Raw genomic sequence first — 18,396 nt, 5'->3', positions numbered from 1 at the left:
GATGGGATGATAACTTTAAAACATGTGCAGAAACGATATCATAATAAAACAATTTTTCAATCTCTGAATATGACTTTTGAAAACCAACAATTAACTGTGCTATTAGGTGAAAATGGTGCTGGAAAGTCGACACTATTAAGAATGATTGCAGGGTTAGAACAACCTAATCAAGGTGAAATTACGTACTTTGGAAAAAAATTGTCTAAAAAACAATTACAAGCAATGATTGGATATGTACCACAAGATATTGCATTATTTGAGCATATGACTGTTGCTGAAAACGTTAATTGTTTTAAAGCATTATGTAAACATCCAATATCTGATGCGTTAATTACAAAATACATGGAACAATTAAACATCAAAGATTTAGATGTTACTGTTTCTCGTCTATCTGGGGGGACGAAGCGTAAAGTGAATGTATTAATAGGTTTACTGAATCATCCACGAGTTCTGATACTAGATGAACCAACGGTAGGCATAGATTTAAAATCAAGGTTTGATATCCATCACTTACTCAATCAAATGAAGCGAAATTGTTTGATCATATTGACAACACATCATTTAGATGAGGTAGAGGCATTGGCTGATTGTATTAAAGTCATAGGCGTCGATCCGTTTTATAAAAAAGTATTATCAGACAAACAATGGCAATTTGAGCGTTATCATAATTAACTTTAAATTTCTAAATCATTTGTTTACTTATATTTAAAAAAGTACTTACAAAGTGAATGTCAATCATTTATTTTGTCTGTGCTTTTTTATTTTTAAGAAATCTTAAAACCACAAAATAACAACGTTGTTATTAAAGGCAAAAAGGTGTATAATGTTAGTTTGTGAATTCGCTTTCATAAAATCGATTTTGACTGGGGGACTTAAATTGTCATTTGTGAGTGAAAATTTACCGATAATATCACTTATTATTGGCGTAGCATTGCTATTATTTTTAAATATTAAATTAAAGATTAACAGTATTTTTTCTTTGATTTTTGCAGCTATTGCTGTTGGCTTACTGAACGGTATGAAGCCAATGGTAATCTTAGATACAATTAAAGATGGATTAGGTTCAACGTTAGGTAGTCTTGCACTAATTATAGGATTTGGTGCAATTTTAGGTAAGTTAATGGTTGATTTTGGAGCAGCTCAACGAATAGCTACCACGCTAATTGATAAATTCGGTGCAAAGCATGTGCATTGGGCATTGATTATTATTGGTGCTGTCTTTGGTATTTCTGTATTTTACGAAGTGGCTTTTATGATTTTAGCGCCTTTAGTAATTAGTATTGCTATAGAAGCTAAAACACCATTTATGAAATTGGCTATTACTATGGTAGCTGCAACAACACTATCTCATAGTTTATTTCCACCTCAGGCAGGTCCGACTGCATTGGTAGACGCCTATCATGCTGATATGGGGATGGTATATATCTTGGGAATCATCGTCTTTATACCTGGTGTAATGATTGCTGGTATCCTTTTACCGAAAGTTATGAAAAATTTGAATTACCCTGTGCCACCGTTGTTGCAGAAAAATAAAACGTTTAGTGAAAGAGAAATGCCTAATTTTGGGATGAGTTTATTAATACCACTCATTCCTGCGATTTTAATTTCACTTTCAACAATATTAAGTATGTTTCTAACGAAAGACACTTTATGGCATGAAATTGTATCATTTTTTGGGAGTGCAGAAATTAGTCTTATAATCGCAATTCTTACTTCAATTATTGTCTTTGGATTGAGAAAAGGTAAAAAGATGGATGAGTTGATGAAATCTTTCGAAAGTGGCTTGAAAGGTGTGGCAACGATTATATTTATCGTAGGTGCTGGTGGTGCATTTAAAGAAATTATTTTAAAAGCAAATGTAGGCGATTATATTGCGGGAATTATGCAAAATACAAATATTTCACCCCTAATCATGGCGTGGTTAATTACAGCACTTATACGTATTGCTACAGGACAAGGGGTGGTGTCAGCAATAACTGCAGCTGGAATTGTAGGGCCTTTAATTCCTACATTTAATGTTAATCCAGTATTGATGGTTCTAGCAACTGCTGCTGGTAGTAATACAATTACACATGTGAATGACGCATCATTTTGGTTATTTAAAGAATATTTTAATATAACGATTAAAGATACATTTAAAACCTGGGGTCTTTTGTTATTTACATCTTCTATTGTTGGTTTGGTTATTGTATTAATCATGGATCTGTTTATGTAAAGTAACGATAGTATGAGCGGAATGAAAAATCATTAAAAATCTGATTTTTGTTCCGCTCTATACATATGGATTATTGGCTATTTGATGTAAGAATGCTCCCATTCTTAAAAAGGTGGTATCAATTAAGGTGGGATTGAAGGAACGAAGACGTGAGTACATACTTAAATAAATTGCGAAATCATCAAAGGATTTTGATTTTATTATTATAAAGGCTAGCTGTCTTTGATTCTAAATATTTATCACTTATTAAGAAATCTAAACTAGAGATATCACAAATTTTTACAGTAACTACTTTATCTATTTTTGTACTATCTGCTGTTAAATAAGTATATTTAGAAATGTCTAAAATTTTTCTGCGTGTTTCAACTTCTTCTAAATTAAAGTCAGTAACGCCTTTGTCTAACGAGATACCACTGCAACAAATAAATGCTTTGTCGATGTTTAATTGATCAAAGTTAAATAAAAAATCAAAGCTAGTGATAGAATGTTCAGACTGACGTACCTTCCCACCAATACTTATAATTGTGTGACCTTGATTTAAAGCTTGTAACATAACTGGTATAGAGTTGGTAATAATCGTTAAATTTTTTACCTCATTTAAGTGTTTGGCGATTTGTAATGTAGTAGATCCGCTATCCAAAAATATGCAATCACCATCAGAAATTTCTGCAATTGCTTTTAAAGCAATTGCATTTTTTTTATCAATATTTAAATCTAAGCGTTGTTCAATAATAGATTCTCCATTTGAAACATGTTTCAGACGAATACCACCATATTCTTTAGTGATTAAATCATCTTTGACTAATTGTTGAACATCTCTGCGTAATGTTTCCATAGAAATTTGTAATGCATCTTTAAGTGATTTTAATTTTAAAAACTCTCTTTTTTCAAGTAAATCAAGGATTTTTCTTCTTCTTTCTGTAGGTAACAATGAACTTTTCCTCCTGTATATTCATAATATGGTAAAAAGTTTGTAATAACATTGTCAAAAGTTAATCGTATTTTACGATTAATTAACGATGAATTAATAAATATGTCCTATACTTTTAGTATAACAAATAGGAGGTGTCAGTAGTGCTGAAATTGTTAAATGTTAGTAAGAGCTATGATAATCATAGCGTTCTTAAAGATATTAATTTATCTATTGAAAAGGGAGAAATCGTTAGTTTATTAGGCCCAAGTGGGTGTGGTAAAACGACGCTATTAAATATGATTTTGGGATTAACGGAAGTAACTGAAGGAAAAGTGTTGTATAACGATACGGAAATACAAAACAAACCCATGAATAAAAGGAATTTTAATATTGTTTTCCAAGATTTTTGCTTATTTCCTCATTTAAATGCCTATGAAAATATCATTTATGGGTTAAAAAATATAAAAAAGAATGTCCACGATAAAAAAGTAACTGATTTAATTGAATTATTGGATTTAAGGCCACATTTGAACAAAAAAGTACATGAATTATCGGGTGGTCAAAAACAGCGTGTCTCTATCGCACGTACGATTGTTATGGAACCAGAAATTTTATTAATGGATGAACCTTTAAGTGCATTAGATAGTGTAATAAAAGAATCTATTAAAGATATGATTCAAAGAATTGCTAAAACACTTTCGCTTACTACAATTATTGTTACACATGATCCTGAAGAAGCATTAACAATAGCAGATAAAGTGGTAGTAATTGAAAATGGTGAAGTTGCTCAATTTGGTACACCTAACGAGATCATTAACCATCCCAAAAGTGCATTTGTTGAAAAATTTATTTTAAAACAATTAAAAGTTAAAAGAGACCATATTTACCGATTATTTGGTGATCGTCATGGTGCATAAGTTATGGTCACAACGTATGATTTTTATTTTAATTTTGCTATTTTTTATTGCTTTTTTAATATTACCAATTGTTTTCTTATTAGGCCGTTCGTTTTTTTTAGATGGTGCATTGACGCTATATCATTATAAAGATATTTTAACGAATCCAGAAATAACAAACGCACTATTTAACAGCTTAAAGGTATCATCGACTGCAGCGATGGTGACGACGATTCTTGCATTTTTTATGTCTTACACGTTACATATGACACGTGCTTCAACATGGACGCATTCATATATAAAAAATATGACTTTATTGCCAATGTTTGTACCTACCATTACATATGGTTTTATTTTGATGTATCTATTTGGGAACGAAGGAATATTATCCAATATATTAAGCGAGTTACCATTTACAATTTATGGTAAAAATGGATTGTTTATTGGTTATATTATTTATACATTGCCCGCCGCTTATCTTATTATTTCTAATGCGTTTAATTATATTGATCATCGATTTTATTATATTTCATCACTAATGAAAGATGGTAAAATGAGAAGATTTTATCACACTTTGTTAAGACCATTATTTATACCAATCGGCAACGCATTTATTTTATCGTTCATTTTAAGTTTTACTGATTTTGGGATACCCGCTTCAATTGGTGCAGATTATAATGTGATTTCTATAACTTTGTATCAAATGATATTAGGTTCTATTCCTAAGTTTGCAGAAGGTGCGGTGATAGCTATGCTCATGCTTATCCCTGCAATCATTGGTTTTATATTTCTGACTATTATTGAAAAATGGAATGTGCAACAACGAGCGATAAGTCATAAAAATTTACCTTTAAGAAAGTGGCATGACCGATTTGTTAATGTATGTGCCATAACCATAGCAACAGTTATTTTGTTGATATTTTTAGTGATGTTTATTGTACCTTTTACGCAAGACTATCCTTATCAACTAGATTTTACATTGACACATATCATCAGTGTCATTAATGATGAAATATTATTAGATGTCTATATACAATCATTGTTTGTAGCTATTGCGACTGCTTTTTTTGGCACCCTCATCAGTTTTGCTTCTGCGTTGATAACAGTTAGAACTAAAGTGAAGGGTAAGCAATCTTTAAACATCATATCGCTAATAACGAACACCGTACCAGGTATGATATTAGGACTTTCTTACTTATTATTATTTCAAAACAGTTCTATTAAGGGGACGTTTTTGATTGTGATTATTAGTATTATCGTGCACTACTTTACGACACCTTATGTGATGGCAAAAGGGGCATTGGAAAAGTTGGACCAATCTTGGGATGTTACGAGTTCGCTTTTGCAAGACCAATGGTATGAGACGATATTTAAAATCATATTACCTAATATGAAAACCACAATTATTGAAATGATGAATTATTATTTTATTAATGCGATGGTAACGATTAGTGGTGTTATATTTTTAGTTTCGACTTCAACGCAACTGGTATCTACCGAAATAAATCAATTACAACACTTTAACCGATTTACTGACATATTTATTTTATCCATTTTAATACTTATCACAAATGTTTGTATACGAAGTATCAGTAGTTGTTGGTTGAAATATAGAGAAAGGAGAGGATGAACGAATGAAAATTAAGTGGCAAATAAGCGTCCTTATATTCGTTGCAATCGTTCTTTTATATTTTTCTATTGTTGGGTTTGGTTCGTCTACTAAGAAAGTCGTTATTTCAACGAATGCAGATGAGGAAGCGATTGCTGTTATGAAAAAAGCATTAGATGATCATGGTTTTAAAGGAGAATATATTGTTCAGCCCCAATCAACTTCTGAATTAGGCGGGAAAATGATGGCAGAAGGTAAAAATATTGAAGCTGATGTTATTACACAAGCAACCTATTATTTAGAAAGTGCACAAAAAGAAAATAATATGTTTGCTAATATCGAAAATACTAATAAAAGTACCAAAGATGCTTATCCTGATTATATAACGCCGCTATTAGGTAATATGGGGTCATTGTTTGTTAATAAAAAAGCATTAAAAGAACAAGGATTGGAAATGCCAAAATCTATTGAATCTCTAACGAAAAATCAATATAAAGACCAAGTGGCAATGCCCAATGTTATTGATTCTTCTACAGGATGGTTAGTGATTCAAAGCATACTTAATGAGTATGGAGAGAAGGAAGGTCAAAAAATATTAACTCAATTATTAAAAAATATTGGTCCTCATTTAGAAAGTTCCGGGTCTGGACCGCTTAAAAAAGTTGAGTCTGGTGAAGCAGCTATTGGTATCGGTTTACGTTCACAAGCCATTGATGCAGAAATGAAAGGGAAGCCAATTCATTATATTGATCCAAAAGAAGGCAACTTTTCATTAGTAGAAGCTGCCGCTGTTGTCAAAAAGGGTGGAGCAAAACAACAGAAAGCTGAAAAAATGGTGCAAGTGATTCAAAAATATGGGCGCAAAGATTTATTACAACAGTATCCAGTGCCACTTTATAAGGGAGAAAAAGTGGACAAACAACAACGACCGACTTATCCCAAAAAATGGAAAGGTAGGCTAAATGTAGATTTATTAGAATCGCATCAAAAAATATTCCAAGAAGCAAAAAAGCAAGCGCAACAGAGTAAAAATAAGGAGTGATTAAATGGAACAACTAAAATTATTAACACCAGGACCACTGACTACTACACATACAGTAAAAGAAACAATGATACTAGACCGATGTACATGGGATGATGATTATAAAAAACTTACTCAAAGTATCCGACAACGTTTGCTTGAAATTGCTAAAGTGAATGCTGAAAATTATACAACTATTTTGCAACAAGGAAGTGGGAGTTTTGTTGTAGAAAGTGTCATCCAAACGGCTATATCATCAACAGATCATGTGCTGATTATTAGTAATGGTGCTTATGGCAAACGGATGATTGATATGGCTTATGTCGCAGGTAAAAAATTAACAGAATTAAACATTTCGTTTGACGTCATACCATCGTTAGCGAAAATACAGCAAGTGTTAGAAGAAAATCCGACAATAACTCATATTGCTTTTGTGCATTGCGAAACGACTACCGGTATTTTAAATCCTATAGAATCCATTTGCACATTGGCAAAAAAATTTAACAAAAAGATTATTGTAGATGCCATGAGTAGCTTCGGTGGTGTACCGATTGAGGTTGAAAAGTTGCAAATAGACTTTTTAGTTAGTAGTGCCAACAAATGTATACAAGGTGTACCTGGTTTTGGATTTGTCATTGCCAAAAAAGAAAGTTTGGAAAAAACAAAGGGGAATGCAAGAAGTGTGTCACTTGATTTGTATGATCAATGGATTGTAATGAAAGATAGTGGAAAATGGCGTTTTACATCTCCAACTCATGTAGTTGCCGCTTTTCATCAAGCGATTTTAGAGCTAGAAAATGAAGGTGGCGTTGAAGCACGCTATGAGAGGTATTTAACGAATAATCAATATATTATTCAATCTATGCAACAGTTAGGCTTTAAGCCTTATATCGATGACGAATACCAGTCACCGATTATTACTACTTTTTTATATCCAGATACGAATTTTGAATTTGATGATTTTTATCAATATATGAAAAAAAATAACTTTGTTTTATATCCTGGGAAATTGATGGATGTACCATCATTTAGGGTTGGTAATATAGGTGATTTATATCGACAAGATTTTGAGGTAATGATTCAACATATTAAAAATTTTAATGCGCAAAGGAGTATCAAATAAATGACTAAAATAAAAGGTATAATTATGGATTGGGCAGGTACTACGATAGATTTTGGCTGTTTTGCACCAGTTAATGTCTTTGTGGATATATTCAAAGATGAAGGTATTAAAGTTACAATTGAAGAAGCTAGAGAACCTATGGGGATGTTAAAACGTGATCACATCAAAGCAATGGCTGAAATGCCACGAATCAAAAAGGAGTGGCAAAATCAATTTGGAAAAGTACCAACAGAAGAAGATATTGATCGTTTATATGCTCAATTTGAAAAAATGCTAATGAAGAATCTGAAATCATTTACAGATCCATTGCCCAATGTTGTCACTACGATTCAAAATTTACAAGATGATGGATACCTTATTGGTTCTACTACAGGTTACACTAAAGCAATGATGGAAATTGTTATACCTGAAGCGGCACAAAAGGACTATAAACCCAATAGCATCGTTACTGCAGAACAAGTGAGTGGTTACGGAAGACCTTATCCATACATGATTTTTGAGAATATGAAACACCTCAAACTAACCTCTGTTAAAGAGGTAGTGAAAGTCGGCGATACAATAGCTGATATTCGAGAAGCCAATAACGCTGGTGTGATAGCTGTGGGGATTGTTAAAGGAAGTTCTATAGTTGGATTGAATGAACAACAATGGGATGCATTAACAAATAATGAACGAGAGGTTTATATTGAAAAAGCGACAAACATATTTAAGCAAAATAACGCTGATTATATCCTTGAAGATATAACACAATTACCACAATTGTTAAAACGACTGAATGTATAATTTGAATGGTAGGTACGGATATTATCTTAAATATTAAATGATGATATGCAAATTGTATACAATGATTTATGTGCATCTATTGAAATTTTTATAATTTTGATAGATGCTTTTTGCTTATTTTAAAGCCTTTTTAAATATTTTTATAAAAAAATATTTAAATAAACCTTTGACTTATTATATTTAAAAGTGTAATATTCATGAATATTAATACAAATAATAGAATAATAATAAGGTTGGTGTATTTAATGAATACGTTATTCGAATTAACAGATCAATATAGTTCAAATAATTACAGTCCCTTGAAATTAGCATTAACAAAAGGTAAAGGTGCTCATGTATGGGATGTTGAAGGTAAGCGTTATATTGATTGTATAGCTGGCTTTTCAGTGGTCAATCAAGGACATTGTCATCCGAAAATTATTGAAGCATTTCAAGCGCAAAGCGAGCAAATAACTATGGTATCGCGTGCCTTATATAGTGATAACTTGGGACAATGGGAAGAAAAAATTTGTAAATTAGCAAATAAAGACAAAGTGCTACCCATGAATACTGGTACTGAAGCTGTGGAAACAGCAATTAAAGTTGCACGTAAATGGGGCGCTGATGTCAAAGGTATTAAAGAAAATGAAAGTGAAATCATTGCTATGAATGGTAACTTTCACGGTCGTACGTTAGGGTCTTTATCTTTATCTGCACAAGATAGTTACAAAAAAGGATTTGGTCCATTGTTAGAAAATATTAATTATATAGAATTTGGAGATATTGAACATTTAAAACGGTTGATTAATGACAATACATCGGCCATCATTTTAGAGCCAATACAAGGTGAAGGTGGCGTGAATATCCCTCCAGACTATTTTATTCAAGAAGTACGTCATTTATGTAATCAACATAATATTTTATTCATTGCTGATGAAATCCAGGTTGGACTAGGTAGGACAGGCAAGATGTTTGCTATGGAATGGGAGGGCGTAGAGCCTGATATTTATTTACTAGGCAAATCATTGGGGGGTGGACTTTACCCTATTTCAGCTATCTTAGCAAATGAAACAATCATGAATGTTTTAACACCAGGCACGCATGGTTCTACATTTGGTGGTAATCCACTTGCTTGTGCAGTATCGATAGCAGCCATAGATGTTTTATTAGATGAAAATTTAATTGAACATTCAGCTGAGTTAGGCCAAACACTGTTGAATCAATTACAACTTATCGATAGTCCAATTATTGATGATGTCAGAGGGAGAGGGTTATTTATTGGTATTGAATTAACAGAACAAGCACAGCCATATTGTTTAGAAATGATAGAAAAAGGCGTGTTGTGTAAGGAAACACAGGGCAATGTTATTAGAATTGCACCACCGTTAGTCATTAATGAAAATGAGATTAATCAAATTGCTGATGTGATTAAAGAAGTACTTGAAAAAAATAAAAAAGCACATTAAAAATTCCGAATATTCAGAAAGGAATGAGGAAGATGATTACAGTTGGAATAGTAGGTGGAAGTGGTTATGGTGCTGTAGAACTTATACGTTTATTACAACATCATCCTAACGTCATAATTAAATATGTATTTTCGCATTCTAAGATTGATGAACCAATCAGTAAAACATTTCCACATTTAAACCATATCGCACTTAATTATACTGAATTAAATGAACAAGCGACGTCATGTGATGTTATATTTTTTGCAACACCTTCAAATGTCAGCAAACATTTAGTGCCAAATTTAATTAATAATGGTGTTAAAGTGATTGATTTATCAGGAGATTTTAGACTGACAGATAGAAACCTATATCAAACATATTATGGTGAAGCAGCAGCAGAACAAGATTTTTTAGATTCGGCCCTTTATAGTATTGCGGAGTGGAGTGAAATAGATTCACAACGCACAAAGTTGATAGCGAATCCTGGTTGTTTTCCCACTTCTATTTTATTGGCGTTACACCCTCTGATTTCTCAAAATGCAATCGATGTTCATTCAATTATTATTGATTCAAAAACAGGTGTTTCAGGAGCAGGACGTGCATTAGCACAACACCTCCATTACGCTGAAATGAATGAAAATTTTAGTGCCTATGCAATTGGAAACCATAAACATAAACCAGAGATAGAACAATATGTATCTAATATTGCTGGGACAAAGTGCGATGTGATGTTCACACCACATTTAATACCGATGACAAGAGGTATTTTATCTACAATTTATGTGAAGTTAAACGAGTATATGACAGCAGAGCATTTACATGATATTTATAAAAATAATTATGAACAGAAACCATTTATAAGAATTAGAGACTTGGGAGAATACCCCAAAACAAAAGAAGTGTATGGTAGTAATTTTTGCGATATAGGTCTGTATGTAGATGAAAAAAATCAAAGGGCTATTATCGTATCAGTTATAGATAACTTAGTTAAAGGTGCGAGTGGTCAAGCAATCCAAAATTTAAATTTACTTTATGACTTAGACGAGACAACTGGTCTGAATCAGCTACCAATTTATCCTTAATGAAATGCGAAAGGAGAGATGAGATGAAAGATATTGAAACGATAGATACATTCAATCAAATCACTGTAGATATCAATGGTGACGTTGGATCGCCATTGGGGTATATGGCTGGTGGATTTCATGCTGGCCTAAGAAGAAAGAAAAAAGACTTTGGATGGATTTACTCTACGACAAAAGCGACTGCAGCAGGTGTATATACGCTTAATCGTTTTAAAGCAGCACCACTTAAAGTAACTGAAGATAGTATCAACATCGATCAAACATTGCAGGCAATTGTAGTTAATTCAGCAAATGCGAATTCATGTACTGGAGATAGAGGTATACAAGATGCGAAAGATACACAAAGTTGGGTGGCTGAACGATTAAACATAGAACCACATCATGTTGGTATTGCTTCGACAGGTGTTATTGGCTCATTTTTGCCTATGGATAAAATGAAACGTGGCGTCGATCATGTTTTACACGATGCGTTTAACCAGAGTGACTATTTTAATCAATCGATTTTAACGACAGATACGACAACGAAACATGTGTCTGTAAAAGTAAATATAGACAACCAAATAGTGACAATAGGTGGTACAGCAAAAGGCTCTGGGATGATACATCCCAATATGGCAACCATGCTTGGTTTTATAACGACAGATGCAAAAGTTGGTAGTGAGCCATTGAATGAATGTTTAAAACAAATTACAGATCACTCATTTAATATGATAACCGTAGATGGTGACTCTAGCACGAATGACATGGTTCTATGTATGGCAAATGGTCAAGTTAATCATCATTGGCTAGATGAAAATCATCCTGAATGGCAAAAATTTGTTTACGCCATCAATTATGTTGCACGTTATTTGGCTCAGTCGATTGCAAAAGACGGCGAAGGTGCGACTAAATTGGTGACAGCTAGAGTTAAAGGGGCAATAGATATCCATGAGGCAAGAAAAATGGCGAAAAGTATTGTTTCATCCAATTTAGTTAAAACAGCAATTCATGGTGAAGATGCAAATTTTGGAAGAATTGTAACAGCGATGGGTTACGCATCAAAACATATAAATCCTCATGCGACAAACGTATCATTATGCCAAGTTGATGTGGTTAAAGCAGGCATGTCAGTGGCATTTGATGAAGCTTATTTAAAAAAACAATTGGAAGCAGACAATATCATTATAGAAGCTACTGTAGGTGATGGAGATGGGGAAGCTACCGCTTATGGCTGCGACTTATCATATGAATACGTGCGCATAAATGCGTCGTATAGAACTTAAGAGGTGTTTGATATGGATTACATTGTAATTAAAATAGGCGGGAGCACTTTAACGAATATGCATGATTCGATAATTGAAGATATTGTTGCATTAAAAAAGCAAGGTTATAAACCATTAATCGTCCACGGAGGTGGGCCTTTTATAAATCAATCTTTGGAATTACAAGAAGTAGCAACAGAATTTAAAGATGGTTTGAGAGTTACTACCCATGAAGTACTTTCTGTTACGACTCAAACATTAATTGGACAAGTGAATCCTAGTTTAGTCAATAAAATCAATCAATTTGGTATTCAAAGTATTGGCATGAATGGCATAGATGCGCAATTATTTGATATTAAACCATTAGATTTAAAATATGGTTTTGTTGGCGAACCTATTCATATAGATACAAGCGTTATCGCGACTTTAACACAATCTTTTCTACCAGTCATCGCATCTATAGGTGTAAATCAAATGACGCACCAGGTATATAATATTAATGCCGATACGCTAGCGTATAAAATTGCGCAAGCTTTACATGCACCAATTTATTTATTAAGCGACATTCCGGGTGTTTTAATCAATGAAAAAGTACAACCGTCATTAAATGCGAAAAACATCGAAACATATATTGAACAAAAATTAATATATGGTGGTATGATACCTAAAGTCCAAGATGCTGTTAAAGCAATAGAAAAGGGATGTCAAAAAGTAGTTATTGCAGCAGGAAATGAAGCGCACATTATTCAAAAATTGCAACATGGTCACAATGTAGGTACTACAATTTGCAAGTAGCAATGTACAAAAGCGTAAATAACAAATTTTTAAATGTGTTGTTTTGTTCCACTATTGTCAGGACAAGGTTTTAACAGTATGTACACACGTTTACCTTATCACGATGTTATAAAAAAAAGCTCAGAACATAGTGTGTCTGAGCTTTTTTAAATGGCTGAAGTTAATTTAATTAAAACTAAAGCTTTTTAGAATAAGTTGTTAAAAGTTCACTGTAAAAATCAATGAATTTTAAATACATGTCTTTTTCTACACATTCATCAATTTGATGTGGTTTAATACCTGGACCAAATACTAAGAATGGGAAAGTTTCATCTTTATTTTTTAATAAGTTTGAAGCATCAGTAACGCCACCGATTGGAGAAGCGATAAAGTCCTTGTCAAATAGAGATTGAGCTATGTTCTGAGCAGTATTAATTAAGCTGTTATCACCAGTAGTGAGTACTGGATCTAGGTCTAAGTATAGGTCGCTTGATAAATTTGCACCTTTATCATTATGGTTTTGAATTGTGTTTGAGAATAACGTTTTTACTTGTTCATTATCATATTCTGGAATTGTACGAATATTAAAATCTGCATCTGCCTCTTCAGGAACAGAGTTCACCTGTACCCCACCGTTAATTAATGTATTGCTAATAACTAAACCTTGAAGTGCAGATTCTACGTCTTCAAGTGCTGTTGTTGCAGGCAATGATGGCTTAATTCTTTCAATGAATTTTGTGAAATCTAGCGCTTTTCCCTGAACTTCTTTTGAAATTTTAGCATAGGCGTCATCAATATCTTGTATAAATGAGATTAATGGTTTTATGGCATTAGTGCCCATTACTGGCATAGAGCTATGTGCTGATTTACCGTAGGAAGTAATACGATAATCCATTGAACCTTTATGTGCATACACCATGATATCTTGGCAAGGTTCTGCTATAAGTAATGCATCAACGTCATCCATATAACCCTGTTCGTACAAAGTTTGAGAACCAAGTTGCTCCATTTCCTCACCACTAGTTGCTAAAAATCTAATACGACCATGTTGCAGTGCTTGAGAAGATTTAATATCAATAAGTGCAATTGCTAACGCAGCAAGTCCTGACTTCATATCTGCTGCGCCACGACCATATAAAAATCCATCATCCTCAGTAAGCGAAAATGGATCGTATGTCCATTGAGATTTATTACCAGCAGAAACAACGTCCATATGACCTGAAATACCGATTACCGGCTTGCCTTCACCGATTTCAGCAATGAGGTTAGCACGTCTTTCATCAATTTTTTGAATTTTTGATTCAATTCCGTAGTTAGAAAATAGTTTCTGTAAATAATTACAAACTTCAAGCTCATTATCATTTACTGTTTCAATCGCTACAATATCTGATAAGATTTGTACTTTTTCTTTATTAGAAAATGTACTCATTGTGTATCACTCCTTTGTATGTCTAAATTAAGTATACATCTAGAAAAAAAGGTTTTTAAAGCGAAACGATTTTTAAAAAAAGAATATAATAAAATTATTTATATTGTAAAGTTTTTTAGAGTTGAAACAAAAAACTGATTTTGTACTATTACACTCAACCCTGTATGATGTTTAGAATTAATAATGTGTTAAGAAATTAAAAAAATGCATCAACAGGCGAATTAAAGGTCATAGCTTTTGAAGCAATAACATAAGTGATAAGTTATCAATGGGTTTAGATAATAATCAATATAAAGTGCTAAATGACAATATAATTATTTCCAAGGAAATGCCTAATCAATGTCATAAATTTAATATATAAACTTATTGATACAATAATAATTGCGGTAATTCAAATCATTTCCTATGATTTTACCTATATTTGATGATACGCTAAAGAAGTGGAATTTGTTTCCAATGGATTCTATTTTTTCATATATTTATTAATAGATAAGCGTGTAAATGTCGAAGGTATATATGAAAAATTTTATATAGAAAGGGGATTATCATTTTGGCAAAAGTAGCAATTATTGCTGGAGGCAATAAACTAAAATCAAGACTCACAGGTATTATAGATTACGCGGAATCGTATTTGAATGCTGAGGGCATCGAGACAAATGTCATCCACGTACATCAATTAGATGCTGAGGCTTTAATTACTGCAGATTTTTCTAATGAATCGATAAATGCTACGCATAAAACGATTGAAGATGCGGATGGTGTTATTATAGTATCTCCAGTATTTAAAGCTGCCTACTCAGGTATCGTGAAAACGTATTTAGACTTGTTACCACGAGGGGCATTTACAGGTAAAACGGTACTACCATTAGCCTTAGGAGGCACGTTTGCACATGTGCTAGCAATCCAATATAGTCTTGATCCAGTTATTAAAGAACTAGGTGCAGATACTATTCATAAAGGCAGATTTATATTAGATAAGCACATCACACAAAATGAAGATGGTAGTTATGGTTATGACCAAGAAGCGAAAGATGGTTTAAATAAAACTTTAAAGAAATTTGTCAGTGACAAGTCACAAGTTAAAGAGTAAATTTGATTGTAAAACTGTTAAAATCAAAATATACGATAAACTTAGAATATGACGTTATAAGACGGTATTAATAAAAAATGAGCACACAGTATCAAAACTTGCTAAATTGATATTGTGTGCTCATTATTTTTAGATTTAAAGTTTATTTAAGTGCCATTGAGATTGGTTATCCATGCTTAACTTAAATTCATTTGTTTGAATGCACATGGGATGGGATTCGGAAAACTGGTCAGAGAACAGCCATTTATTATCTTCCGGTGTCAGTAAAATAAAACTGTCATCATAATGATCGCCGATAAAGTTTAAATCATGTGGTGCAAAGGGTTGCTTTTCATATGTATTTAAATGAAATTTCGACAATGCTTCAAAGACTTCCTTCGTTTCATTACATACGAATCCAATCTCACTAATTCTTGAAAATTCAGGTTCATCAGTTATATTAGAAATGCGTGCAATGAGTTCCACGACGTTTCCTGAAGGATCTTGAAAGTAAAATGAATGTGCAACAAAAGATTCGAAATACGTCGTATGCTGACCATCCTCCATCAATAGAAATAAAATATTTTGATAATGTTGTTTCATGTCGTTGAAATGGTTGTATGGAATGTCAATCGCAAAATGATAAAATGGTTGGACATCGTCGTTTGCTTGTTGAAAACACAGATGCGTCTCTCCAATTTTAACTGTAAAAGCCTCTTGGCCAATCATCCAAACTGGACATTCTAAAATTTCTTCATAAAATTGGAATGTCTTTTCAAATTCTGAAGTGAATAATTTAATGTTTTCAATTTTCATAAACAAACCCCACCTAATCCTCATGTTTATCATATAAATATAAGAAATAATTTACTTGTACTTTATCAAAATAATAATCAATATGATAATAATAAGAATTTTATATGAAATAATACGCATTAAGTAACAATATGTTCTATTTAAAATAGTTATATAGCGTTGGTGATTTATAAAACTTCATAAAAAGGCTGAGACAATTCAATTTGTCTCAGCTTTTTTTCTTATCGCCGTGCGATGAAGAAGTAATTTTAAATCAATTAAATATGAATATCTCACTTCATTTTTAAGTTCAAGATATTTGTATCTCAGACTTGCATAGACTAAGCGAAAAATAATGAGATAATATACGCGCTAATCCCAACTAGAATACAATACAGAAGTGCAGGGCCTAATGTTTTTCTTATGACACTACCTTCTTTACCAGGCATATTAACTACCGCACAAACTGCGACCACATTATGCACACAGATCATGTTACCGGCAGCTGCACCAATGATTTGTGCAGCTAATACAATAAATGGATCTGCACCAATAGAGTTAGCAATGTTTAATTGAATAGGTGAGAAAGTCAATGTTGATACAGTAGCACTACCTGTAATAAACGAACCTAAAGCACCTAAGAATGGTGCAACGAATAGCCATACAGGACCTAAAGTATTAGCCATATTTTTGGCGATATATTCTGGCATACTTATTAAATCATGCGCATTGATACCTGAGTTGATAAAAACATGCACCATTGCGAGTGTGGCAATTAGTGTAATACCAGTAATTTTTATTGTTGATAAGGATGTGATACTTGCATTACCTAAATCCTTAATAGATTTTCTTTGAATTATAATGGCGAAAATTGCTGATAATAATAAAATTGTCCCAGGTGAATAAAGAAATTGCCATTCAGATGATATTTCAGAGAAATTTAAAATATTATTCCAAGAAAAATCAAGAACATGTGTGGTGAAATATTCAACACTTGGAACCGTTCTCGTTAATAAAAGTAAGATAACAACCATTACATAAGGTGCCCAAGCAGTTAGTAAACTCATAGAATGTTCTGTACTATCTGCCTCGTATGTTTTATCTAAGCCATCTGTCCACACTGTTTTAGGTAACAACCAACCCTTACTTGCAGTTAAGACGGCAACTACTAAACCAGTTAATGAGCCTAATATAGCAACAAATTCTGCGCCGAAAACATGTGCATATACAAAGGCAGATACTGCATATACAATTCCTATTAATGCTAGCCATGGTAGCATTTCAATAATAGATTTTAACTTTTTATTTTTCCCAAAGAAAATAATCATCGTAGAGATAACGATGATAGGTATGAAAATACCACTCAATAAATCTAATATAGTTATTTGCTCAGCTGTCGAATGGAAAAAGGATTGATTTGCTTCTTTTAAAGTACTTAATCCAACAATAACTGGCGTGCCCACTGCTCCGAAAGACACTGCAATACTATCGGCAATTAAAGCTGTAACAACAGCTATCATAGGTCTAAAACCTAAAGCAACTAGTAAAGGTGCTGTAACCATTGCTGGTGTACCAAATCCTGAAGCGCCTTCAATAAGTGAACCAAATAAGAAAGCGACAATGATGACTTGGACACGCATATCTGGTGAAATTTTCTTAAATCCTGCATTGATACGGTTTACTGCACCCGTTTGGCGTAATGTATTAAGTAACACGAGCGCACCGAATAAAATATAAAGTATCGTTAATGTTTTGTGCGTACCTTGAAGTATTGAAGCTATAACGACATTACCTTGCATCCCCCATACAAAAATCCCTAAAACTGTTACAACGATAGCGCTAATAATCATCCCTTTTAAAGCTGACATACGTAAGAGTACAAGAAATAAAAAAGGTACGATTACTGCACTGAAAGCGACTAATAACATCATTTTATATAAAACTCCCTCATAAAAATTTAATAATCATCTAGTCATATGATGTTTAAATAACTCTCATTGTAAACGTTTACAAATAAAT

At 32.7% G+C, this 18,396-nt stretch carries 16 protein-coding genes; 12 read left to right on the top strand and 4 right to left on the bottom strand.

What is annotated here, in order from left to right:
• Positions 1-6 precede the first annotated feature (6 nt).
• A complete protein-coding gene (locus KA833_RS01535) occupies positions 7-672 on the top strand; it encodes an ABC transporter ATP-binding protein (RefSeq protein ID WP_210128314.1) in 666 nt (221 codons plus the stop codon).
• Positions 673-877: 205 nt separating this feature from the next.
• The gene (locus tag KA833_RS01530; RefSeq protein WP_046206635.1) at positions 878-2,215 is read left to right on the top strand and encodes a gluconate:H+ symporter; all 1,338 of its coding nucleotides are present in this window, start codon (positions 878-880) and stop codon (positions 2,213-2,215) included.
• Positions 2,216-2,396: 181 nt separating this feature from the next.
• On the opposite strand, the gene KA833_RS01525 is transcribed toward KA833_RS01530, so the two are convergent.
• Positions 2,397-3,146 carry a DeoR/GlpR family DNA-binding transcription regulator gene (locus KA833_RS01525; protein WP_046206636.1) on the bottom strand — a complete coding sequence of 250 codons (750 nt, stop codon included), beginning with the start codon at positions 3,144-3,146 and terminating at the stop codon, positions 2,397-2,399.
• Positions 3,147-3,289: 143 nt separating this feature from the next.
• Here KA833_RS01525 and KA833_RS01520 point away from each other — a divergent pair, with 143 nt between their 5' ends.
• From KA833_RS01520 to argB, 9 genes are all read left to right on the top strand, one after another.
• Positions 3,290-4,045, top strand: coding sequence for an ABC transporter ATP-binding protein (locus KA833_RS01520; protein WP_046206637.1), 756 nt, complete (start codon positions 3,290-3,292; stop codon positions 4,043-4,045).
• Positions 4,035-5,654, top strand: a complete 1,620-nt coding sequence (locus KA833_RS01515) for an ABC transporter permease subunit (RefSeq protein WP_107360194.1) — start codon at positions 4,035-4,037, stop codon at positions 5,652-5,654. Before KA833_RS01520 ends, KA833_RS01515 begins: the two co-directional genes overlap by 11 nt.
• Before the next feature lie 4 nt (positions 5,655-5,658).
• Entirely contained in the window at positions 5,659-6,675 is a 1,017-nt protein-coding gene (locus KA833_RS01510; RefSeq protein ID WP_210128127.1) for an extracellular solute-binding protein, read from the top strand.
• A 4-nt stretch (positions 6,676-6,679) separates the two neighbouring features.
• Positions 6,680-7,777 carry a 2-aminoethylphosphonate--pyruvate transaminase gene (gene phnW, locus KA833_RS01505; protein WP_046206639.1) on the top strand — a complete coding sequence of 366 codons (1,098 nt, stop codon included), beginning with the start codon at positions 6,680-6,682 and terminating at the stop codon, positions 7,775-7,777.
• Positions 7,778-8,560 (top strand): phosphonoacetaldehyde hydrolase, encoded by a 783-nt coding sequence (gene phnX / locus KA833_RS01500; protein ID WP_046206640.1) that lies wholly within the window; start codon positions 7,778-7,780, stop codon positions 8,558-8,560. It begins immediately after the preceding gene.
• A gap of 245 nt (positions 8,561-8,805) precedes the next feature.
• Positions 8,806-10,005, top strand: coding sequence for an ornithine--oxo-acid transaminase (rocD, locus tag KA833_RS01495; RefSeq protein WP_204179930.1), 1,200 nt, complete (start codon positions 8,806-8,808; stop codon positions 10,003-10,005).
• Between the two features lie 32 nt (positions 10,006-10,037).
• A complete protein-coding gene (gene argC / locus KA833_RS01490) occupies positions 10,038-11,069 on the top strand; it encodes an N-acetyl-gamma-glutamyl-phosphate reductase (RefSeq protein ID WP_046206642.1) in 1,032 nt (343 codons plus the stop codon).
• Between the two features lie 23 nt (positions 11,070-11,092).
• Positions 11,093-12,331 carry a bifunctional glutamate N-acetyltransferase/amino-acid acetyltransferase ArgJ gene (gene argJ, locus KA833_RS01485; RefSeq protein WP_046206643.1) on the top strand — a complete coding sequence of 413 codons (1,239 nt, stop codon included), beginning with the start codon at positions 11,093-11,095 and terminating at the stop codon, positions 12,329-12,331.
• Between the two features lie 12 nt (positions 12,332-12,343).
• A complete protein-coding gene (gene argB / locus KA833_RS01480) occupies positions 12,344-13,105 on the top strand; it encodes an acetylglutamate kinase (protein WP_046206644.1) in 762 nt (253 codons plus the stop codon).
• 175 nt (positions 13,106-13,280) lie between these two features.
• Here the strand turns inward: argB and KA833_RS01475 are convergent, their stop codons facing one another.
• Positions 13,281-14,513, bottom strand: coding sequence for an ArgE/DapE family deacylase (locus tag KA833_RS01475; RefSeq protein WP_070037182.1), 1,233 nt, complete (start codon positions 14,511-14,513; stop codon positions 13,281-13,283).
• A gap of 550 nt (positions 14,514-15,063) precedes the next feature.
• On the opposite strand from KA833_RS01475, the gene ssuE reads away from it, so the two are divergent.
• A complete protein-coding gene (gene ssuE, locus KA833_RS01470) occupies positions 15,064-15,603 on the top strand; it encodes an NADPH-dependent FMN reductase (RefSeq protein WP_046206646.1) in 540 nt (179 codons plus the stop codon).
• Between the two features lie 135 nt (positions 15,604-15,738).
• On the opposite strand, the gene KA833_RS01465 is transcribed toward ssuE, so the two are convergent.
• A complete protein-coding gene (locus KA833_RS01465) occupies positions 15,739-16,398 on the bottom strand; it encodes a glyoxalase/bleomycin resistance/dioxygenase family protein (protein ID WP_046206647.1) in 660 nt (219 codons plus the stop codon).
• Positions 16,399-16,718: 320 nt separating this feature from the next.
• Complete coding sequence (locus KA833_RS01460) at positions 16,719-18,308, bottom strand: L-lactate permease (protein WP_046206648.1); 1,590 nt, start codon at positions 18,306-18,308, stop codon at positions 16,719-16,721.
• Positions 18,309-18,396: the final 88 nt, after the last annotated feature.

Source organism: Staphylococcus sp. GDY8P67P, assembly GCF_017892545.1.
Classification (GTDB): Bacteria; Bacillota; Bacilli; order Staphylococcales; family Staphylococcaceae; genus Staphylococcus; species Staphylococcus ureilyticus.
Note: the sequence above shows the minus strand (reverse complement) of the source record. Positions and strands in the feature narration are given on the sequence as shown.